Consider the following 22,057-nt stretch of genomic DNA (forward strand, 5'->3'; position numbering starts at 1 on the left):
CTCAGTATATGACCAGGAAATACTTGACCATTTCGGTAATAGTACTGCTCTGCGCCATAATTGTTGCCGCTTTTTTGTACTTCTACAGACACCAAAAATACAGCGACAGCAATCCGGCCCTGGCACTGCCTATGGAGACCGCCCTGGTTTTAAACATTGCCCATCCGGCCGAATTTCACAGCCAACTAACAAACAGCGATTACCAACAGGAGCTGAGCAACTTTGCCTTATATCAGGCCTTTGATAAAGCTGTCCGCCACCTCGATTCTGCCGCCGTTTTTCAAAAAGAGGTGCCTGGTCTCCTGGCCAGGCGACCAATGGCCTTGGCCTGGGTAAACGATTCGCTACCCGGCTGGTTGTTGGCCACCCAGCTGAATAACCGAACCGAACAAGCTGCGCTTAAGCGCCTGCTTAAACAGGGTCCTCCTTTTCTTCCCGATCGCGAAGACAAGCGCATTTATCATTCCGAGGCGGGCCAGCTGTTGCCGCAGGAGAGCTTCCTGGCACTGAAGGAGCCCTATGTGTTGATCAGTCCCTCCCGCTCGCTCCTCCTTCTCAGCCTCCAGGCTTTAGACAGGAAGAACGGACTGCTGATGCACAATAATTTTACACATTGGCAAAGCAGCGACAAAAGGCCCCGATCGGCCAGTCTATGGCTCAATTTTGAGCAATTGACGCAGCTGAGTCAGGACGCCATCCGCCATCCGGTCTTTGATTTTTTTGGCACATGGACCGAGCTGGATCTGAACCTGCGCAACAACAGTTTAATGATGAATGGTTTCTCGGGTGGGAAGGGCGACAGTTTGTTGCTTCATCTCTTTCGTCACATAGAACCGCAGCGCCCCGAGCTGCCGGCCATTCTGCCTGCCGAGACCCGCTTTATGATGGCTTACAGTCTGGGCTCCGGCTCCCGCTTTCGCGATAACTTTAGAGCGTTGATGGCTGCTCGTCCTGCCGATAAAAAAAGAGAAGAGCAACTGCAGGCCTTTAAGCGCAGCCATCAGCAAGAGTTTGATGCGCATGTGTTTTCGTACATCCAGGAAGAAGCCACCCTGGCTTACGTACAAAGCGATAAAACAACTGCATATCAAGCCCTACTGGTATTCAACACCGTGGGACAAGCGCGCAGCCTGGAATTACTGGAGGGACTGAGCCGCCCCAACAGTCCGGCAGCTGAACCCGTTCAATGGCTACAAATAGACAGCCAGACCCGCTATCCGGTGTACCGCACACCCGAAGCCGATTGTTTCAGCGCCTACTGGCAGCCCATCCTGCCCGAGACGCCCGTCCGCTACTTTTCCTTTTACCGAAATTACCTGGTATTTGCCGATGACCCGGCCGTTTTGGAGCACTTCTTTTACGCCAATCTGCTGCAAAGAACGCTTGCCACCCATCCCTATTTCAACTCCTTTGCCGAGAACTTTTCCTATCGCGAAAACCTCTTTCTCTTTGCTGAACCCGGGCACATTCTGCCCTTGGCCCAAAAGGTCCTGAACCCGGCGGTGTTCCACAGCACCACCGAACAAAACAAAGCCTTATCGAACTTCTACGGGCTGGGCCTGCAGTTTTCGTCGGCCGCAGACCTGGTGTACACCTCGCTTTTTACGCAGCATACGCCACATCGCGACAAGGAGCCCAGAACCATTTGGCAGAGCCGCCTCGATTCCAGTCTGACCATGAAGCCGGCCCTCGTCGACAACCACAACAACAACGAGAAGGAAATATTGGTGCAGGATGCCGGAAACACCTTATACCTGCTCAACAACAAAGGCCGGATTCTTTGGAAAAGAAATCTGGAGGGACCCATCCTCAGTGAAGTCTACCAGATAGATTATTACCGAAACAACAAACTACAATACCTCTTCAACACGGCAGATCGCATTTATCTGCTCGACCGCAACGGCAACCATGTGGCGCGCTATCCCCTCAATTTGTCGGCAAAGGCCACCAACGGACTGGCAGTTTTTGATTACGACAATAATAAGGACTACCGCATCTTTGTGGCGCTGGACGACCGGCAAGTACATCTTTTCGACAAGACGGGCAACAGCGTAACGGGCTGGAACCGCCCTCAGACGGAAGGTGCGGTGACTACCCCGGTGCAACATTTTGTGAGTCAGGGCAGAGATTATTTGGTTTTCAGCGATACCTACCGCTCCTATATTCTCGACCGTAGGGGAGATATTCGGGTGCGGCCCGACCGAACTTTTGTGCGTAATCCGGACTCACCCTTCTTTTTGCAAGGAGAAGACAGCGATCGGGCGGCATTGGTCAGCACCACGGAGCTGGGCCAACTGGCTACCATTGCACTGCCTTCTGGTCAGACCGTTTTACAGGACATCGAAGGCCTTCGGGGCAAGCACAGTCTGGCCCTGGTGGACGCAGCATCGCCCCGTCCCCGCTATCTGCTGACCACCGAAAATCAACTCAGACTCATTGATCAGGAACATAAAAGCCTTTTTAATGTTACTTTTGAAAATAAGATCCAGCCCCTGGCCGATGTGTATCGCTTTTCGGCCAGCGACACCAAATTTGGTGTGGTGGAACAGGAAGGTGGAAAAATTCACCTGATCAACAGTGACGGCTCCCACTATCAGGGCTTCCCACTGAAGGGCACCAGCCGCTTCAGCATAGGCTTCCTGAAAAGTTCAGCCTATCGCTTTAACCTGATTACCGGTGGCCCTTACAACTATCTCTACAATTATCGGGTAGAATAGCGATCGGGCCTCAGAAAATAAACAAAACAGAAACGAACTTATTATGCAAAAGCTCAAAATCGGAATTTTAGGTGTTTCCAACCATTTTTTAAAACGCATTGTATTGCCCTTGCAAGCCAGTCGCAATGCCTTGTCCTATGCCATTGCCTCCCGCGAACTGCCCAAGGCAGAAGAAGCGGCCCTGGCCTTTGACATTCCGGTGACTTCCGACGATTATGAGGCCCTGATTTATGCCCCGGATGTGGATGCCATATACATTCCGCTGCCCAACCACATGCATGCCGACTGGACCATCAAGGCCCTGAAAGCAGGCAAACCTGTTTTGTGCGAAAAACCGCTGGCGATGAATACGGCCCAGGCCGAACTGATGGTCGAAACAGCGCAATCCACCGGAACCCCATTGATGGAAGCCTTTATGTACCGCTTTCACCCCCTGTGGCAGCACGTACACAACCTCATCCGCACCCGTCAAATTGGTAGTCTCACCTACATCCATACGGCTTTTTCGTACAACAATCCCGACCCGTCTAACATCCGCAACATTGAAGAATACGGCGGAGGCGCGCTAATGGACATAGGGTGTTACGCCATTTCGGTACCCCGATTCTTGTCGGACAAGGAGCCACAACGCGTACTGGCCCTGGCCGATCGGCATCCCGACTTCAATACCGACCAACACCAGTCTGCCCTGATGGATTTTGGCTCCTTCCGGGCAAGTTTTCATGTATCCACCTCATCACAGCCTTTTCAAAAAGTCGACATTGTGGGAACTGGTGGAGCCATTACCGTGCACATTCCCTTTAACACCTATGTGGATACCCCCGCAACGATAAGCATTGCAACCCCCCAGGGCAGCAGGGAAGTCAGTTTCCCAAGCGCCGATCCTTATCAGCTGATTTTCGAGGCCTTTGCCGATGCTGTTTTAAACAAAACAGTAATGCCGCTGAGTCTCGAAGACGCCCTAAACAATATGCGTGTTATTGATGCCATCCGAAAATCCGACACCGAACAGACCTGGGCAGCAACAGGCCTTTAGTCTATTCGACATATCGACGCAAAACAGGCTGGCGGTCAAATAAAACCGACCCTTCCTGTAAAAAAAACAGCAGCTAAATGCTTTGCGCTTACTTTTGCTTCAACCAGGATTTGAAGCATGAGGAAGATTTTACTTTTACTAGGAATGGGCGCAGCAGCTTTGCTGACGGCCTGTTCGCCGCAGGCGCCCCTTAAGGTGTGCACCCTTTATACCGGGGCCGGTTACAATGAGCCGGTGGAGACCTTGCAGGAAGAGCGATGGACCACCGTTGGCAAATTGGTGGCAGCCCACGACTTTGATTTGCTTTGTTTGCAGGAAATCCATCCAGAACGCCTGCAAATACTATCCGAAGAGTTGCAGGCATATAAAAGTCTTCCGGCCGTTGACAGCCATTTGTCGCAATTGGTGGAGACCTGTCCGATTTTTTACTTACCCCATCGCCTGAAGCTTCTGGCCGATTCGCAATTCTGGCTGTCTGAAACACCGGATATTCCAGGCAGCAAGAGCTGGGGGGCACTGTTTCCGAGAACGGTCACCTGGGGTAAGTTTGTGAACCTTCAAACGGGACATATCTTCTTCGTTTTTAATGCCCATTTTTGCCATCTGAACGAAGATGCCCGCATGATGAGTTCCACACTCCTGCTTCGCAAAATTAATGAAATTGCCGGCCATGCTCCGGTAGTTATCACCGGCAACTTTAACAGTCTGACCGATGGTCCTGCCGAACGCTTACTGGCGGCAAATTGGGATCCACTCTACTCCTTCGAAAACAGTGTGCGACTGATGGAAACCAAAGAACCCGGCTTGGAAAAGAACCTTCCCCTGATTCTGACCGACCATATTTTCATCAACAGTTTTTTTAAGATAGAAAAATACCAGGTACACCAAACGCCTTTTCTGGAGCAGCTTTTCAGAGGACATCATCCCATCAGTTCTCAACTTTCCTTCAACAGGGAGGGCCGGAAAAGAGGCGGTCCTGTAGTGCTGCCCCCCTGGCAGGACGAGCGACTCAGTCACTTATGGAAAGGCGATAGCCGGTAAAGCGGCGTAAATTCAGCACCCGGTCTCCGTCAAACAGGAGGTACTGCCCTTTAATACCCAACAGCTTGCCGCTTAGCCTCGCCTGCTTATCCAAATTATGATTCACTGGAGCCGCAGGATAGGCGGCCACCGGGTAAATAAAGTGGCGCAGCGCAACATCACTACATACAAAACGACGCATCCCCGGCGTAAGCAATGCTGCCGCCCGATCGCGCTCCTCCATTAAATCGATGTCGCCATTGATGGAGTTGCTGACCATTTTTTTCCAGGAAGTCTTATCCGAAATATGGGCCGACAGCTGCTGTTCTATTAGACCGGCAATGTGCCGGTTGGGCGTAATACAGAGGGGAACAGCCGCCACGGCACCCTGGTCGATCCAGCGTGTGGGAATCTGCGAGGCCCGGGTAACACCCACCTTAAGCTCCCCGGTATTGGCCAAATAGACATAGTGCGACTGTAAACAATGCTGTCGCGCATAATCCATATCGCGTGCTACGCCCAAATGGGCCTTGCAAAGCGCCGGACGCAGCACACATTCTTCGGCCTCGGGCGCCGTTTGCATGCATTGAAAACAAAAACCCTGAGCGTACGATTTGGGGGTCCTTTTACCACAGGACCTGCAATAAATCTCTCCCAGAAAACTGATTTCCAGCTCCTTTCCCATCAAAGCATTCATATCCAATTCGTCCCCACCCATTTGAAGGGTATAATGCACACGCCCCTGCTCATCGGCCAAGGCCCCCATCTTTTGTATATTGCCTGTGTAAGTCATCTTACTTTTTTGTGTTGGCAACCATCTTATACAGTTTGTCGTTGCGCCGCACTTTGGTGGCCACCGGCAGAGAGAAGCGCTGACCTTTGACCACTTCCTGAACCGGTTCCAGCTCATAACGCAATTCGTCCACTTTCAAGTCGAGGGCGCCGGTGGTGGGACCGGTTATTAAAATAGACTCGCCGACTGCCAGATTTTGGGTCTCCATAACAAATTCGGCCACGCCAATTTTGGGAAAGTAGTTGGTGGCTTTGCCCAAATAGACCTTCTTATGGGTGGCCAGAGAGCCGTAGTTTGCACTCCACTCACCCAGGCGCTGTCCCAGATAATAACCATCCCAAAACCCCCGGTTGAAAACCGAAGCCAGACTGCTGTCCCAGCGTGCGATGCGCTCGGGACTGAAATCCTCCTTGAGATAGGCGTGAATGGCCTCATCGTAGTTGCGGCAGACTGTTTTGACGTACTCGGGGCCGCGTGCCCTTCCCTCAATTTTAAAAACCCGCACCCCGGCATCGATCATCTTGTTCAGAAAGTGGATGGTTTTTAAATCCTTGGGCGACATGATGTATTCATTGTCCACTTCCAGCTCATCTCCTGTTTCCTTTTCGGTAACTACATAGCCTCTGCGACAGGGCTGGAGACAAGCCCCCCTATTGGCCGAGCTGTTCATTTGGTGGAGACTCAGGTAGCACTTCCCGGATACGGCCATGCAAAGCGCGCCGTGGGCAAACATCTCGATGCGTACCAACTCCCCCTTAGGACCCTTTACCTGGTCGCGTTCGATGGCCTCATGAATGGCTTTGACCTGATCCATATTCAACTCCCGCGCCAGCACCACCACATCGGCATAATTGCTGTAAAACTTAAGGGCCTCGATGTTCGACACATTACATTGGGTAGAAAGATGAACCTCCATACCGCGACTGTGCGCATACTGAATGGCAGCAATGTCGCTGGCAATGATGGCCGAAATCTCACTCTCCACGGCCACATCTACCATTCGCCGCATTTCCTCCAGATCCTGGTCGTACAGTGTAATGTTGAGGGTGAGGTAGGACTTAAGCCCATTTTCCCGACAAATTCGGGCAATTTCTTTTAAATCGTCGGCCGAAAAATTGGCCGAGGAGCGCGAGCGCATGTTCAAATTACCGGCGCCAAAATAGACCGAATCGGCCCCTCCCTGAATGGCGGCGTGCAGGGATTCAAAAGAACCTGCCGGCGCCATAATCTCAAAATCTTTCCTGGTCATACTTTGCTGTATCAACTTGTACTTACTTTGCTTATCGTTCTAAATGATCGGCCGACACCACTTGCAGGTAGGCCCGGCCACGGATGCTGTCGAGGGCACTGATGCTGCCTTCCTGCACCACATAACGGCGGGCGGCGTTGTCGTAGACCTGATAGCCCTGAGGGCTCACATAGCCAAAGGCATCGGGGTAGGTGAAAAAGGCGTATTCTTCCTGATCGGGGACCAATAAATCCTTACTAAACATAAAATCAGAAGCATCAATTTGGAGCTGCCCCAACAAGGTGGCCACCACATCCTTTTGACTGCCCAAGGTGTGCACCACCGTATCTTTCACAGCCAAAGCCCCGCCGGTCCACACCATAGGAATCTGGTAACGCTCCCGCATCTGCGAAGTGGCCCTTTTGGGACCAGGGGTCCCGTGGTCGGCCACCAGCACAAACAAGGTATTGTCCCAGAGGCCACGCTCCTTCACGCCCTGCATAAAAGTGCCCAGACAACGGTCGGTATAGGCCACCGAATTCAGATAGGGATCGTCGAGGATCTTTTCCATGGGTACATCGAAGGGCTCGTGACTGCTGAGGGTAAAATAATATTTGAAAAATGGCGCTTCCGCTGAGGCACTCTTTTCCATCTCCTGCAACAACCGCTCAAAGGTAAACTCGTCATGCACTCCCCACTTTTCCCCCCTTGTCTCTGCAGGAAAATCGTTGATGGTTAACACCTCCTCAAAACCTGCCAGGGTAACGAAGGAATTCATCCCCTTGAAACCGATGTCCCCACCATAAAGATAAGTGAGCTTATCGTAGCCCGCCTCCTTTAATTTACCGGGCATAAAGGGCAGCGACTGTGACTTTTGGGGATACTGAATAATGGAATAGCCGGGCAAGACCTGGTAGCCGGCCATGGTGGCCACAAGACCTTTGTCGGACCGGTCGCTGGCGGCATAAATGTTGTCGAAGAGGATGCCTTCCCGCGCAAGGGCGTCCAAATGCGGCGTGACGGGCTCCCCGCCGAGGATCCCCACCACCTGGGACGAAAAACTCTCCAACAAAATCACCACCACATTGGGCCGAGGGGTGTTGAGCACAGCAAGCGGTGCGTCGTCAGCCCTCGCCCGCATTTGATCGTACACCGCATGGGCCTCATCCTCTTCCATAAAGGAATAGTGATGCGTGCGCGCATCCATCCGCTTAAAACTGTAAAACAGGTTCCAGGGCGGATTAATCGCCGCATGATTGGCAAAATTGTAGGACGAGAAATAGGCCACCCCGGTATTGATGGGTGCCACACCCAGTCCCCCCCGAATGGGCAGCAACATAAAAGCCGCCATAAACAGCGTGAAAAAAGCTGCCAGTCCCCGTGCCGGCCAGCGCAACACGCCGGAGGCTGCCGAACTGCTTGTCAGCCAAAGGTAGCCTTTGGCTGCCGTCCAGCCAAGCAACAGCCACAGGCCAAAAAAGGCCAGACTCTCATACCAGCTCACCGAGGCCAGGATGACCCAGGGCGTTTTTAAAAAAGCAAAGGCCTCCGCATCGAGCAAGCGCCCCCAATAGGCATAGAGATTAATGTTGCCCAACAAAATGCCACTGAAAACCACAAGAAAGAAAACAGTAGTGCCTTTGACAACTTTATAGCTGAAGCGTCCGGTCAACAACAATACGACGGTTTGAATGACGCCAACCAGCAACAAAACATAGCTGCTCATGGAAAGGTTAAGGCGCAAACCCACCCACAGCGAACGGGCCAACACACCAAAGGGCGCCCCATCGGCGTAGCTCCGGTTAAAAAACAGAAACAGCACCTGATAAAAGGCAAAGAACAGAAGCAGGAACAAGGCTGTTTGCAGCAGGTATTTCAAATATTTAATCATACAAAAGCTTTGCTGCAAAAATAACAAAACTTATCGGGGAAAAGTCAGACCACAAAAACACAAACACGGAAAGCCAGACCGGAGTAAATAATTTATCTTTGTCAAAAAACAACCATGACCACAAAGGCCTCTGTAATCGTCTCATTTTACAACAACATAAGGGCGCTCCAGCTCATTTTAACCGCACTCGAACAACAGGATTTTTCCGACTTTGAAGTAATTATTGCCGATGACGGTTCCAAGCCTGAAATTGTCGAACAAATAAACGCCTGGAAAAACAATTTTTCTTACCCCTTAAAACATATTTGGCAGGAGGATAAAGGCTTCAGAAAAAACAGAATATTAAATAAAGCCATCATTGCGGCAGAGGCAGACTACATCATCTTTGTAGATGGGGATTGCATCCCCCACCGATCTTTTGTGAAAGATCACCTGTTTTTTAGTAGACCTGAACGAATTGTTGCAGGACGCAGAGTAATGATGTCAAACGTCCTTTCTCAAAAGATAGAACCAAACTTCATTCAACGCAAAAAGCTCTTTTCCTTTGGTTTCTTTTTAAAGATTTTAGCCGACAGTCTGCGCAAAAAGACCAGACATGCCGAAAGCGGGCTGTACCTACCCATCCCAAGAATCAACAGGTGGTTTGGAAGCACCACGCGCGGAGTTAAAGGATGCAATTTTTCACTATTCAAAAAAGGCTTATTGGCGGTTAACGGCTTTGATATGCGCTATGAATTACCCTGCGTTGGTGAAGATACCGATATTGAATACAGATTAAAATTACTGGGTTACGAAGTTTTTCTACCCAAATTCAGAATAATCCAATACCACCTTTATCACGAACCCTTGAGCAGGAATCTCATTAAAACCAATCAGCTTATTTTTGAAGACACCATAAAAAGCCAAAGATCAAGAGCCAAACAGGGTATGAACGAAATAAGCAACGAAGACCTATAGATTTTCATATAATTCTAAGGTACGCTGCGCAATGATTTCTACAGAAAAATTCTCTGACGCAAAACCGTAAGCATTCTGTGTAATACGCTGGATGGCATTCTCATCCCACAACAAGTTCAACAACTTCTTCGCAAAGCATTGGGCATCTCCTACGGGACACAAAAAACCCGTTTCTCCTTCAAAGATCAGCTCTTCGGAGCCTCCATTTCTTGAACTGATAACCGGTCTTTTATGTACAAAGTAATCAAGGATTGTAGAACCAAGTCCTTCCGATTTGGACGTGAATAAAAGAAGATCTGTTTGCCCGATGATCTGATTGATCATCGTCTGAAATCCAGCAAATATCACCTTGTCCTCAATGCCCAATTCCCGAGTATATTGGGTCAAATCTTCTAAAAGAATTCCGTCACCGATAAGCATAAAACAGACATCCTTCCGCGATTCCAGAACGATTTTGGCCGTTTTCAAAAAAGTGCGATGGTCCTTTTCTTCAGAAAGGGCTGCTATATAAGCAACAATCTTTATATCTGAAGCAACACCAAAATTCATGCGCAAATCAAATTCCTTTTCACCTACCTCTGTTGGTATGGGCACCCCCGAGGGAATAACCAGCGTAGAGGCATGAGGGACCGCCTGTTTAACGACAAGCTCTACCGCCCTGGATATGCACACCACCCGGTCAACATACTTGGGAGAATACTTTAATAAAGTGAAAGGTTTAGAGCGAATGGGGAAAAGTACGCGACGATGAACCACGGTTTTAATCTTGCTACCGAACAAATAACGCGCAAGAAAGGCCAATGTATGCCCCCTTGACTCATGACAGTGCACCACATCGTACTTTTTCTGTAGTCCCCAAATCCTTATCAGCAAGGGCACAAAAAAGAACAGTCCTACATTGGAGAAGCTTTTATGGGGCAGATGATTGTCCCGGCTATACTTGTGCAAGGAGCTGCCACGTAAACAAACTAATACCTGGGGGACGGATGCCCTTTTAAGCTCTTTCATCAACAGGGCAACCTGACGTTCCCCACCTCTCCAGCTCCTTGCCAAATTGATATGAATAACTCCCTTCATGAAAGGCTTATATAATTAGTGAATATTTAACCTTTTAAACATTGCTGGTAAACCTTTTGAAAACCATCGGCTATATACGCCGGGGTAAAACGCTGGGCGTAGCGCAAACCTTCCTCACGCATATGCGCCTGTAAGTTTTCGTCACTCAAGACCGATTCGAGCGCAGCCTTCAATTCCTCTGGTTTATGGGGATTGACATAAATGCTGGAGGGACCGCCAGCCTCGGAAAAACAACCATCCTTTGAAGTAATTACAGGAGTTCCGGAGAATAGGGCTTCTATGATGGGTATACCAAAGCCCTCAAATAAGGAAGGGTACACAAAAACCTGCGCAGTTTGGTACAATATCGCCAATTCTTCACTGCTTACCCCTTTCAAGAAATGCACTCTTGTCCCCATTTTGTTTTCGGCAATAAAATCCTTCACACGCTGGGTATAGGCCGTTTCTGAACCAACAATAACAAGGTCGATGGCCATATCCCGAATGGCCTTTACCCCGGAAAGAATGTTCTTACGCGCTTCAATGGTTCCCACGTTCAAGATAAAACGAGCGGGCAAACCATACTTTTTCAAGACGCTTTCGTGCGCCTCCTGACTAAAACGTTGTTTAAAGACTTCCTGACAGCCCTGATAAATTACGCTTATTTTATCGGGATTGATTTTGAAAAAGGATACGATGTCCTTTTTTGTTTGCTCACTAACAGCCACAATGACATCTGAGTGATTAACGGCATATTTGGCCTTCAACTTGTGAATATAACGGTCGAAAACTGAATAAAACTGCGGATATCTTAAGAAGATAAGGTCATGAACGGTAACAACAGTTTTTATACCCGTGCGCCCAAGTCCGAACGGAATTTCTCCCGACAAACCGTGAAAAATTTGAATGCCCTGCACCAACAGATCACTCTTGATAAAAAACTGTCGCCATAAATTGTAAAAAAAACGCGTCAAACGCGTTGAAGGAAGGACTTCAATTACGGCCTCCGAGGAACTTTGGAACAAAAGAGGAAAATTCCGCTTTGGATTAAAGAGAACATAGCTGTGCTCGGGAAAAAAAGTACTAAGAATCCTGATCAGGTCGCGGCTGTAATTACCTAGTCCAGTTCGATTATGATAAACTCGCTTGGCATCGTATCCTATCTTCATAGTACTTTAATTTACAATGGAATGTCTATTGCTGAGTTCTTTCAAAATAACGCTTTACGGTCATGAGTGCAACCATTTTTTCGGCCTTGAGATCAACAAACTTTGCAACATGCTCATGGGCATGTGCAACGATGGACAAAGCCTTATCAGAATGCTTGATGTAATAAAGCAGCTTATCCTCCAAATCTGAATAATCATCAGAAACAGCAATGTAATGATAATCGGGAATAAGCGTTCCTTCCATAAACCATGTTTCATATTTAGGTCGAGGCATTACAGCAATAGAATTGGAAGCCATTACCCATTTCAGATTGGTGGCGACATCATTTCCTTCAAGGCAAAGAATAAATTTGTAACGAAGATGCTCCCGGATACTCGTCTTTGGCACCAACCAGTGCGGGTTTCTGCCGTCGTTGTTGATTTTCCCAATATTGCATAACGGGTGATTCCAGTACATTTCCAGAAATCTTTCACGATGCGGCTGCCGCTTAAAGACCTTTGCTCGGCCAAATAACTTGTCCTGTTTATCCTGGAAAGGAACCGTATCATTTACGAAATTAAAATGACGAACCGCATTTAACTTCAATAATACGGAGTTTTCATTACCCCTGACAATGGGCCGACTCTTGACAAAAGTGGGCGCCAAAGGAACAGTAGTGATATCGCCAAAAAGATACATAAACCGCCATTCGCGGGGGAAGTAGCGCAAGGAATCCAGCAAATCAAAAAAATAAGTCTTCAACTTCTTGCGATACCTAAAAGCCCCAACAGTTGTAGCATCACCAGGGAGAATGCTGCTATTGGGCAACTTATTGTAATAATTAACACGCTCCCATAAGGCATTCTGATCTATGGATTTGGCCTCATCCAACAATTTGGGCAACTGTCGTCTGTAAACCCACCGTGGGACCAGAAGTTTAAAGAACCCTTTTGAATAGTAAAGCACTTTATTTTTTCCCATAGCTCAATTTCACTATTCACTTTTTGCTGCCTCTCCCTTACCAAAATAACCACGATACCATTTCACGAAAACCTTTAGCCCGCTTTCCATATCTACGCAAGGCTTATAATCAAAATCGCGTTGTGCTGAAGAAATATCGGCACAGGTGAAAACAACATCACCAGCCTGCATCGGTTGAAAATCAATCAGTGCCTCTCTGCCCAGGGCCAGCTCCAAAGCCCCGATAAAATCCATGATTTTAACAGGATGGTTATTCCCTAAATTATAAATCTTATATCCGGGCAGTTGATTCAAGTTAGCTATCAGCTGATCAACACCATCTACAATATCATCGATGTAGGTAAAGTCCCGAACCATTTGACCCCTATTAAAGACGGAAATAGGTGCCCCCGACAGAATTTTCTTTGTAAAGGAAAAGTAGGCCATGTCGGGACGCCCCCAAGGCCCATACACCGAAAAAAAACGCAGTCCAATGGTCTGCATACCAAACTGTTTTGAATAGGAATGGGCGATGAGCTCATTGGCCTTCTTGGTGGCTGCATACAAGGACTCAGGGGCATCCGTAAAGCCATCTTCAGAAAAGACACCACCTTCCTGATTGCCATAAACCGAACTGGAGGAAGCAAAGAGAAAACGAGTAACGCCCTGTTGACGACAAGCTTCGATAACATTCACAAATCCCATGAGATTGCTTTCGGCATATTTGTGAGGCGCATCCAGACTATAGCGTACACCCGCTTGAGCAGCCAGGTGTATAACCAAATCAAATGGATTGGCGGCAAACAAACTCTCCAGATCATTACGTTGGCAAATGTTGATCGACGAAAAACTGAAATTGGCGAAACGCTTCAGCAGCTCAAGTCGGTCCTGTTTAATCTGTGTGGAATAATAACCATTCATAGAATCGATGCCAAAGACCTCAAGGCCCGATGCCAAGAGTCTTTTAGCCACATGAAAGCCTATAAATCCGGCCACACCGGTTATCAAAACCTTTCCTATTTTAGTAGATGAACTCAAGCTATTAAAGCATTTTAGATTGTAAAAAAGCTTCCAGGTCATTGACCATGCGGCGCTCAGAAAAAACTTCTCTCATGCGAAAAGAAGCATTCGCGCCCATGCTTTCGCGTAATTCGGCGGACTGGGCTACTTTTACGAGTCCCCGATACAAAGCATCGGCATCTCCGGCGACAATAAGCAGCCCCTCCTTTTCATTCCTTATCAACTCGGTGCTGCCATTAACGGCGGTCACTACACAGCATTTGCCCAAACCCATGGCTTCCATTACGGCATTGGGCATGCCTTCGTAAAAGGAGGACAGCACAAATACGTCAGCCCCCTTCACATAGGGCAATACATCCTCCACAAAACCAAGGAAAATGAAATGCTTTTCAAGCTGTTTTTGTCGCACCAGCTGTTGCAGTTCCCGCTCAAGCTTTCCGGTTCCGGCCACAAAAAAGTACCAGTTGTACCCATCCTGCCGTGCCTGCTCTGCTGTTTCAATCATTACGTCAAAGCCCTTTTGACGGGCCAGGCGTCCCGCACTAAAAAGCACCAGGGCCGTTTTATCCAGGCCATACTTTGCTCTAAAATCGAAAGGCTCCACCTCATCGGGCGGGGTAAAACCGTTGTGGATAACTTGCACAAAACCCTCGGGAAACCAGCCGTAGCTTTGGTATTCTTTACGGATGGTTTCAGAATTGGTGAAGATACCGTGTATGCAACGGGTAAAGATGAATTTGTACTTCCACTTTTTTGCTATGAGCTGCAACCCGTGGCGGGCCAATACGCGCACCCCTGGCACCAGCATGGCGGCAACGGCGGCTATTTTGGTGTCTTTGTTTTGTCCGCAAATCACATGGGTGATTTGCCGGCGCCGAAGCACCTGCAAAAGTCGAAGAAAACCGGGCAGGTCAAAATCGCTTTTAAAGTGTACATGCGCAAGGGGCAATCCTTTTTTTTGCGCGTTCTCCCGAATAATACTACCAGGGGCACAGCCTATAAGCACTTCGTGACCTCGTGCAGCGAGTCCCTCTGCGGCCATCAGCATCCACTTTTCACCACCTCCCCATTTTTTCCTTCCTATGGAATTTAAAAAAAGAACCCGCATGCTTTATAATTTGGCAGGCGCCATTGGGCTGCCTATTACTTTTTCAATTTTCTTAAGGACCACGGTGGCGCTGATTTGTTGCATACAGGCAAAATCGCCCCGATGACAAACTTTATTGCCGAATACCGAACAGGGCCGGCAATCCAAATCACTTTGCACAGCCCAATCGCCCGGCAAATCGTAGCCGTAGAAACCGGCCCAGGGATGGGTCGCTCCCCAAATGCTGACCACCGGCGCTGCCACCAGGCGCGCCAGGTGCATATTGGCCGAGTCCATGGCCACCATCACATGTAAAAGCGACATGGCCAGTAATTCTTGTTGCAGACTCAGACTGCCTGCCAGGTTGTGTACCCGGTCCTTGCCTGAAGCAAGGGCTTCGAGTTGTTCTTGTTCTTTGCCTCTTCCGCCAAACAAAAAGACCTGATAACCACGAGCAGCCAACTCCTGAACCAAGAGTTCTGCTTTTTCAAAAGGCCAGGTTTTCCAATGGTGACCGGCAAAGGGAGCAACGCCAATGCGCTTGCCTTCGAGGGCGAAGGCTGCATGAGGCAGTGGGAGCGGTTCCTTAAAATAATGCATCCTTCCGTCAAAGGGTTCGAGGGAAAAATCAAAGCCAGCCCGGACAAATACCTCACGGTAGCGTTCAAACATGCTCGGCAATGGCCGCAGCAACTTATTGTTTTTTCGAACCAGCTCCTTCTTCTCGGCTCTGCCCTTATCGAGGGTAAAGACCGGGCGACCGCTTAAGCGAAAAAGGAAGCTCAAGATTCGGGTACGGAGTACTTGGTGCAAATCGAGCACGCTGGTGAAAGGCCCCATTTTCCGAAGGGTCCGGAACAAGCGCCACAGTCCTGGCAGCCCCTTGTGCCTGCCCCTGGCATCGAAGGCAACAAACTGAACCTGAGGAAAGGGTGCCAAAAGTGCTGCCGCAAAGGAACGAGAGACAAATACCACCTCCGCCTGGGGATGTGCCGCTAAAAATGAAGCAAGGACCGGAATGGTCATGGCCACATCGCCAAAGGCACTGAGTCTGAATACCAAGATTTTACCGGTCTGGTTCACGTACTCCGTGTTTTTACTTCTTCTGATACAAAACCGGGTTGAGGGCCGGATCGTTGTACATCTTCATTTGCTTGTACAGTTTCATGTACTTTCTTCCAGCTTCGATATCGCCCAACAATTCGTCGATGGCGCCGCTTAAATCAGTGCGCTGAGTCATCAGTACGTCAAGCTTTTGTCCACAGGCGGCCAGGTGTTCGGCCGAAGCGTCGCTGCGCAGGGTCTCCTGCTTCATGTGGTATATTTTAAGGGCCAGAATGGACAAACGATCGATGGCCCAGGCGGGTGTTTCCGTATTGAGTCCGGCCTTGTCCTGCGCCTTAATATCCTGGTACTTGTTCATGAAATAGCCGTCTATGAACTCTACCAAATCGGTGCGATCCTGATTGGAGGCATCGATTCTGCGCTTAATCTTTAAGGCTTCTACGGGATCAATTTCGGGATTGCGTATGATGTCTTCGAGGTGCCATTGTACGGCATCGATCCAGTTTTTTGAAAACAACAAAAACTCAATACTTCCCTCCTCATAGGGATTAACCGGCTTTGCATCTACATCGTCGAAGGTATGATAGTGCTCGGTGGTGGCATCGAAAATTTGGTTGCAGCGTTCACTAAAGCTCATAATGCGCATTTTTAAAGTTACATCTACAAAGGTACCAAATTTTATCGTATCTGCGCAGGACCCGGGGGGCTATTGCCTTTTAGAAATCGGAGGGCTTAACCCCCTCGCTCTGGTGGTGATCGATCAAGAGGGTGAGGTGGTTGTCTTTGCACTCTACCACCCCTTCGCGACAGGGAAAGAACAATTCCCGGCCGTCTTTACTGATGACCCGAACCCTGCCGGCGCTAAGGGTGGAGACAATGGGGGCGTGATCACGTAAAATGGTAAAGCGCCCCACGGTACCGGGGATGTCCACCATGCCAACGGGTCCTTCGAAAAGGATGGCCTCGGGACTGACTATTTCGAGGTAGAGATCGTTCATTTGCGTCGGGCCTCCTTCAATAGTTTTTCGCCTTTTTCGATGGCTTGTTCAATGGTGCCTACCAGGTTAAACGCGGCTTCGGGATACTGATCGAGCTCGCCATTGATGATCATGTTGAAGCCTTTGATGGTGTCTTCGATGCTGACCCGCTGACCGGGCAGACCGGTGAACTGTTCGGCTACGAAGAAGGGCTGCGACAAAAAGCGCTGCACGCGCCGTGCACGGTGTACCACCTGCTTGTCTTCCTCGGAGAGTTCTTCCATACCCAGGATGGCGATGATGTCTTGCAGCTCCTTGTAGCGTTGCAGGATTTCTTTCACATTTTGAGCGGTACGGTAGTGGGCTTCGCCTACGATGTCGGGCGACAGGATGCGCGAACTGGAATCGAGGGGATCTACGGCGGGATAGATACCAAGTTCGGAAATTTTTCGGCTCAACACCGTGGTGGCATCGAGGTGGGTAAAGGTGGTGGCCGGGGCCGGATCGGTAAGATCATCGGCGGGGACGTACACGGCCTGAACGCTGGTGATGGAACCGTGACGGGTAGAGGTGATGCGCTCCTGCAGGGCCCCCATCTCGCTCGAGAGGGTGGGCTGATAACCTACGGCGGAGGGCATGCGACCCAGAAGGGCGGAGACTTCAGAGCCGGCCTGGGTAAAACGGAAGATGTTGTCGATAAAAAGCAGCACGTCGCGTCCGGGTCCGCTGCCGTCTCCGTCGCGGAAGCCTTCGGCGATGGTCAGGGCCGAAAGGGCTACGCGGGCGCGGGCGCCGGGCGGTTCATTCATCTGTCCGAAGACCATACTGACCTGACTGTTCTGCAGGGCCTCTTGGTCTACTTTAGTCAAATCCCATTGGCCCTTTTCCATGCTTTCGCGAAAGGCGGGACCGTAATCCACAATGCCCGATTCGATCATCTCGCGCAGCAGATCGTTGCCCTCACGGGTACGTTCCCCTACGCCTCCGAAAACCGAAAGACCGGAATAGCCTTTGGCGATGTTGTTGATGAGTTCCTGTATGAGTACGGTCTTACCTACGCCGGCTCCACCAAACAAGCCAATTTTCCCGCCCTTGGAATAGGGCTCGATCAGGTCGATGACTTTGATGCCGGTAAAAAGGATTTCGGTTTCGGTGGAGAGGTCTTCGTAGGCGGGTGCCGCACGGTGAATGGGGGCATAGCGTTCGGTTTTCACCGCTCCCAGGCCGTCGATGGCTCGCCCTGTTACGCTGAGGAGGCGCCCCTTGACGTTGTCGCCCAGGGGCATGGTAATGGCGGTGCCGCGAGCTCTGACCTCCATGCCGCGCTGCAGTCCGTCGGTCGCATCCATGGCAATGCAGCGTATGGTGTGTTCCCCAATGTGCTGCTGACACTCTATTACAACCATTTGGTTGTCGTGACTGACGATATCAAGAGCTTCGTCAATATTGGGCAATTCGGAAATACCTGCCTCAAATTCGACATCGACCACCGGGCCGATGACTTGAACTACTTTGCCGGTCAATTGTGCCATGTGCGGTAAAAATAAAGTTGTTTGTAAGGTGAAAAGGTACAAAACATTTCCCGAAAAACCTCAACGTACCCTTTCCATTAATCCACGCGCAAAATCTTTTAACTCATCGGCTACTTGGGCATTGCCGCCTGCTGCCTGCAGATGGGCCAGGGCCTCCTGATGATAGCTGTCCATGAGTTTTCGGGCCGTATCAGAAACGTTGACCTGGTCGTAAAGGTTACGTACGGCAGCAATCTTTTCTTCCCGATCGTAATCGCTGCGGCTCATCCAGTTTTGAAGTTCGGCACGGCCGGCGGGAGAGAGACTTTCGAGGGCCTGAAGCAGAAGGAAGGTTTTTTTGTTGTTGATGATGTCGCCGCCGATGTTTTTGCCAAAGGTGGCGGCATCGCCATAAACATCGAGCCAGTCGTCCTGCAACTGAAAGGCAATGCCGGCGGCAATGCCAAAGCGATAGAGGGCCTGGGCCTGGGCTTCGCCTGCGCCGCCAATGAGGGCGCCGGTTTGGAGACTGGCCCCGAGCAGTACGGCGGTCTTGAGTCGTATCATTTCGAGGTAATTTTTGACGCCCACGCTGCTGCTTTGCTCAAATTCCATGTCGTATTGCTGGCCTTCGCAGACTTCGAGGCCGGTGCGACTGAAGAGCTCGAGTACGGCGCGAAGACTTTCGGAGGGACCACGGGCCACCAGCTGATAGGCGAGGATGGTCATGGCATCGCCGGATAGTATGGCGGTATTGCTGTCCCACTTCCTGTGCACGGTGGGCCGATTGCGGCGCATGTCGGACTGGTCCATGATGTCGTCGTGCAGGAGGGTGAAGTTGTGGAAGACTTCGAGACCCAGGGCCGGGTAAAGGCTGTCCTTTACCCGATCGGCGTTGTACAGGGCGCAGCCCAGGAGGCAGAGCACGGGCCGGATGCGCTTTCCGCCCAGCGATAAAACGTAGGATACGGGGGCGTAGAGGCCCTCGGGGCGACGGTCGCGCACCAGGCGCTCCAGTTCACTTTCAATTTGCTGTCGGTACTTTTCGGTCAATGTCATGATGCTTTCCGTTTGGGGGTGGTACATGGGTCGAAGGGGGCTTAGTCGAGCGGATCGTCGACAGACCGGTCCTTGCTTTGAGGATTTCCTTTCCGGGCAATTACGAGCTCGCTGAGCTCGATGTCTTCTTCTTCGTTGTAAATGGCCAGGAGGGGCTCCTTAAACGATTGGTTGGTGATGAAGCGCTCGAGGGTAAGCAGCAGGGTGGGCAACAATATAAGGTTGGAGAAGAGGGCCACAAAGAGGGTAAAGGCCACCAGCAGGCCCAGGGCGACGGTGCCCCCAAACTCGGAGAGACTGAAGACGCCGAAGCCGAAGAAGAGGATGATGGAGGTGTAAATCATACTCAGTCCGGTTTCTTTGGTGGCCAGCATTACGGCGGCACGTATGTTCCAGTTGGTTTCGCTGAGCTCCTGACGGTACTTGGCCAAAAAGTGGATGGTATCGTCGACCGAGATGCCGAAGGCGATGCTGAAGACCAAGATGGTGGAGGGCTTGATGGGGATGCCGAAATAGCCCATGAGGGCGGCGGTGGTGATGAGGGGAATGAGGTTGGGAATAAGTGAGACCAGCACCATGCGCTTGGAAGAGAACATCCAGGCCATGAAGCTGGCGATGAGGACGACGGCCAAACCGAGACTGAGCAGCAGATTGCGTATGAGGTAGCTGGTGCCGTTGAAGAAGACCACACTGGCGCCGGTGAGCAGGGTGTGGTAGTCCTCCGCCGGAAATTCTGCTTCGACGATGGCACGGATTTCGGCATCGAGACGCGCCATTTGTCCGGTACCCACGTCGGCCATCCGCAGATTGATGCGGGCTTTTTGTCGTGTGCTGTCGATGAAGGTGGCCATCAGCGCACGGGGACCGTCCTGACCGCCCTGCAGGTGCGACATGATGAAGTTGCGCTCGCGACTGTTGGGAACGCCGTAAAAATCGGGATGTCCGTTGTAATAAGCCTGACGGGCAAATTTTACCACATTGAGATAGGAGAGGGGCTTGGACAGTTCGGGCAGGGAGTCGAGCCGCTCCTGCACCCGATTAAGACCTTGCAGGGTGCTGCTTTGCAATACGCCGTTTGGCTTTCGGGTGTCTATAAGAATCTCGAGGGGCATGAGTCCGCTGAAATGCTGCTCAAAAAACTGCAAATCGGTATACAGCTTGTTGTCGTGGGGCACATCGTCGAGCATATAGCCGGTGGTATGCATGCGGCCGATGCCGTAAAAGCCTGCCAAAAGTAAAAACAGGGTGAACAGCAGCACTTTGCCCCGATGGTAAAGGGAAATCTGCAACAGGCGTTCGACGAGCACATTCATCCATTTTCGGTCGAGGTGCTTTACATGCCTTTCTTTGGGGTCGCCCAAAAAGCTGAAGACGATGGGGATGAGCAAGAGCGAAAGCAAGAAGACCACCATGATGTTGATGGCGGCCACGATGCCGAACTCGACCAGCAAACGACTGCTGGTAAAGACAAAGGTGATGAATCCGCTGGCGGTGGTGAGGTTGGTCAGAAAGGTGGCGTTGCCGATTTTCCGGATCATGCGTTGCAGCGACTTGATGCGGTTGCCGTGCAGGCGGAATTCCTGATGGTATTTGTTGAGCATGAACACCGAATTGGGAATGCCGATGACTATGATCAGGGGCGGAATCATGCCGGTGAGGATGGTGATCTTGTAGCCGAGCAGGGCCTGACTGCCCAGGGCCCAGATAACGGCAATGCCGACGACCAGCATGGCAAACAGAACGACTTTGAAAGAGCGGAAGAAGAGGAAGATGACCAGGGCGGTAACGCCCAGGGTCAGGAATATGAACATGTTGAGTTCGCGCTTGACCATTTCGGCAGTTTCTACACGAATGTAGGGGAGACCGGAATAATGCAGGCGGGTCCCGTTGTTTGCATCGAAGCGGGCCCCGGCGGCTTGGATGCCTTCTATAAGCGCTACACGCTCGGGACTTTGAAGGATCTCAGGCACCAAAAACACGGCCATGAGGTAGGTGTGGGTCTCGGGATTGTAGAGTAAGTGTTCGTACAAGGGCAGCTCGCTCAGGCGTTGGGTAAACTGAGCGATGCTTTCAGCCTTCCCTTCTGTCCACAGCGACTGAACTTCAAACTTCCGCTCATCGGCATTGCGCACCAGGTCGTAGGCATCCAAAACTGAAAAAACGCCGCTTACCCCCTCCAGCGCGACCAGCTCGTCTTTCAATTGCAACCATTGCTGCAGGTGCTCCGTATTAAAGAAGGCCGAATCCTGTACAGCAAGCACCACCATTTCGCTGTTGTTCCCAAATTCCTGGACAAAATATTCGTTGTCCAAAAATACGGGATCGTCTTCGGGCAATAGGGGGGCATATTGGTAGGACATCTCGATGCGCTGCGACTGGAAAGCCATAAACAGCGTCATAATGGCCAGAAGAATGAGAATACTGACTCTGTTTCGGAGAATGATTCCGGCTACTTTTACCCACATAATTGGCCCAATAAACGGTTCGTCGTGAAAAATGCTGCGAATTTACTGAAAAAATAACAACTTAGG

Annotated in this window: 18 protein-coding genes; 4 read left to right on the forward strand and 14 right to left on the reverse strand. The window is 50.4% G+C overall.

The window, feature by feature from the left end:
* Nucleotides 1–8 precede the first annotated feature (8 nt).
* The 3 genes from B4W65_RS02640 (at nt 9) to B4W65_RS02650 (ending at nt 4,794) form a co-directional block, all read left to right on the forward strand.
* Entirely contained in the window at nt 9–2,717 is a 2,709-nt protein-coding gene (locus B4W65_RS02640) for a DUF3352 domain-containing protein (RefSeq protein ID WP_088653577.1), read from the forward strand.
* 43 nt (nt 2,718–2,760) lie between these two features.
* Nucleotides 2,761–3,753, forward strand: coding sequence for a Gfo/Idh/MocA family protein (locus tag B4W65_RS02645; RefSeq protein WP_088653578.1), 993 nt, complete (start codon nt 2,761–2,763; stop codon nt 3,751–3,753).
* 117 nt (nt 3,754–3,870) lie between these two features.
* Nucleotides 3,871–4,794, forward strand: coding sequence for a hypothetical protein (locus tag B4W65_RS02650; RefSeq protein WP_146697690.1), 924 nt, complete (start codon nt 3,871–3,873; stop codon nt 4,792–4,794).
* Here the strand turns inward: B4W65_RS02650 and B4W65_RS02655 are convergent.
* From B4W65_RS02655 to B4W65_RS02665, 3 genes are read right to left on the reverse strand one after another with little or no spacing between them, the layout of a single operon-like run.
* A complete protein-coding gene (locus tag B4W65_RS02655) occupies nt 4,763–5,566 on the reverse strand; it encodes a DUF2797 domain-containing protein (protein ID WP_088653580.1) in 804 nt (267 codons plus the stop codon). The genes B4W65_RS02650 and B4W65_RS02655 overlap by 32 nt on opposite strands.
* A gap of 1 nt (nt 5,567) precedes the next feature.
* Nucleotides 5,568–6,815: a peptidase U32 family protein gene (locus tag B4W65_RS02660; RefSeq protein ID WP_088653581.1), complete on the reverse strand. Its 1,248-nt coding sequence runs from the start codon at nt 6,813–6,815 to the stop codon at nt 5,568–5,570.
* Between the two features lie 31 nt (nt 6,816–6,846).
* Nucleotides 6,847–8,685 (reverse strand): LTA synthase family protein, encoded by a 1,839-nt coding sequence (locus B4W65_RS02665; RefSeq protein ID WP_088653582.1) that lies wholly within the window; start codon nt 8,683–8,685, stop codon nt 6,847–6,849.
* Nucleotides 8,686–8,799: 114 nt separating this feature from the next.
* Here B4W65_RS02665 and B4W65_RS02670 point away from each other — a divergent pair, with 114 nt between their 5' ends.
* Nucleotides 8,800–9,642: a glycosyltransferase gene (locus tag B4W65_RS02670; protein WP_088653583.1), complete on the forward strand. Its 843-nt coding sequence runs from the start codon at nt 8,800–8,802 to the stop codon at nt 9,640–9,642.
* Here the strand turns inward: B4W65_RS02670 and B4W65_RS02675 are convergent.
* From B4W65_RS02675 to B4W65_RS02725, 11 genes are all read right to left on the reverse strand, one after another.
* Nucleotides 9,637–10,719: a glycosyltransferase gene (locus B4W65_RS02675; RefSeq protein WP_088653584.1), complete on the reverse strand. Its 1,083-nt coding sequence runs from the start codon at nt 10,717–10,719 to the stop codon at nt 9,637–9,639. The two genes, B4W65_RS02670 and B4W65_RS02675, sit on opposite strands and share 6 nt — an antisense overlap.
* A 26-nt stretch (nt 10,720–10,745) precedes the next feature.
* On the reverse strand, nt 10,746–11,867 hold the full coding sequence (locus tag B4W65_RS02680) for a glycosyltransferase family 4 protein (RefSeq protein WP_088653585.1): 1,122 nt from the start codon (nt 11,865–11,867) through the stop codon (nt 10,746–10,748).
* 25 nt (nt 11,868–11,892) lie between these two features.
* Nucleotides 11,893–12,828 (reverse strand): glycosyltransferase, encoded by a 936-nt coding sequence (locus B4W65_RS02685; protein WP_088653586.1) that lies wholly within the window; start codon nt 12,826–12,828, stop codon nt 11,893–11,895.
* Between the two features lie 12 nt (nt 12,829–12,840).
* Nucleotides 12,841–13,845, reverse strand: a complete 1,005-nt coding sequence (locus tag B4W65_RS02690; protein ID WP_240509456.1) for an NAD-dependent epimerase/dehydratase family protein — start codon at nt 13,843–13,845, stop codon at nt 12,841–12,843.
* Nucleotides 13,846–13,849: 4 nt separating this feature from the next.
* On the reverse strand, nt 13,850–14,935 hold the full coding sequence (locus B4W65_RS02695; RefSeq protein WP_088653588.1) for a glycosyltransferase: 1,086 nt from the start codon (nt 14,933–14,935) through the stop codon (nt 13,850–13,852).
* Nucleotides 14,936–14,938: 3 nt separating this feature from the next.
* Nucleotides 14,939–15,997, reverse strand: coding sequence for a glycosyltransferase family 9 protein (locus tag B4W65_RS02700; protein ID WP_240509457.1), 1,059 nt, complete (start codon nt 15,995–15,997; stop codon nt 14,939–14,941).
* Nucleotides 15,998–16,010: 13 nt separating this feature from the next.
* The gene (locus B4W65_RS02705) at nt 16,011–16,616 is read right to left on the reverse strand and encodes a DUF4254 domain-containing protein (protein ID WP_088653589.1); all 606 of its coding nucleotides are present in this window, start codon (nt 16,614–16,616) and stop codon (nt 16,011–16,013) included.
* Nucleotides 16,617–16,695: 79 nt separating this feature from the next.
* On the reverse strand, nt 16,696–16,977 hold the full coding sequence (locus B4W65_RS02710) for a F0F1 ATP synthase subunit epsilon (RefSeq protein ID WP_088653590.1): 282 nt from the start codon (nt 16,975–16,977) through the stop codon (nt 16,696–16,698).
* Entirely contained in the window at nt 16,974–18,488 is a 1,515-nt protein-coding gene (gene atpD, locus B4W65_RS02715) for a F0F1 ATP synthase subunit beta (RefSeq protein WP_088653591.1), read from the reverse strand. Before atpD ends, B4W65_RS02710 begins: the two co-directional genes overlap by 4 nt.
* A gap of 60 nt (nt 18,489–18,548) precedes the next feature.
* Nucleotides 18,549–19,526: a polyprenyl synthetase family protein gene (locus tag B4W65_RS02720; protein WP_088653807.1), complete on the reverse strand. Its 978-nt coding sequence runs from the start codon at nt 19,524–19,526 to the stop codon at nt 18,549–18,551.
* A 41-nt stretch (nt 19,527–19,567) separates the two neighbouring features.
* Nucleotides 19,568–21,991, reverse strand: a complete 2,424-nt coding sequence (locus B4W65_RS02725) for an efflux RND transporter permease subunit (protein ID WP_088653592.1) — start codon at nt 21,989–21,991, stop codon at nt 19,568–19,570.
* Nucleotides 21,992–22,057 lie beyond the last annotated feature (66 nt).

This window comes from Geofilum rhodophaeum, from assembly GCF_002210225.1.
Lineage (GTDB): Bacteria > Bacteroidota > Bacteroidia > Bacteroidales > Marinilabiliaceae > Geofilum > Geofilum rhodophaeum.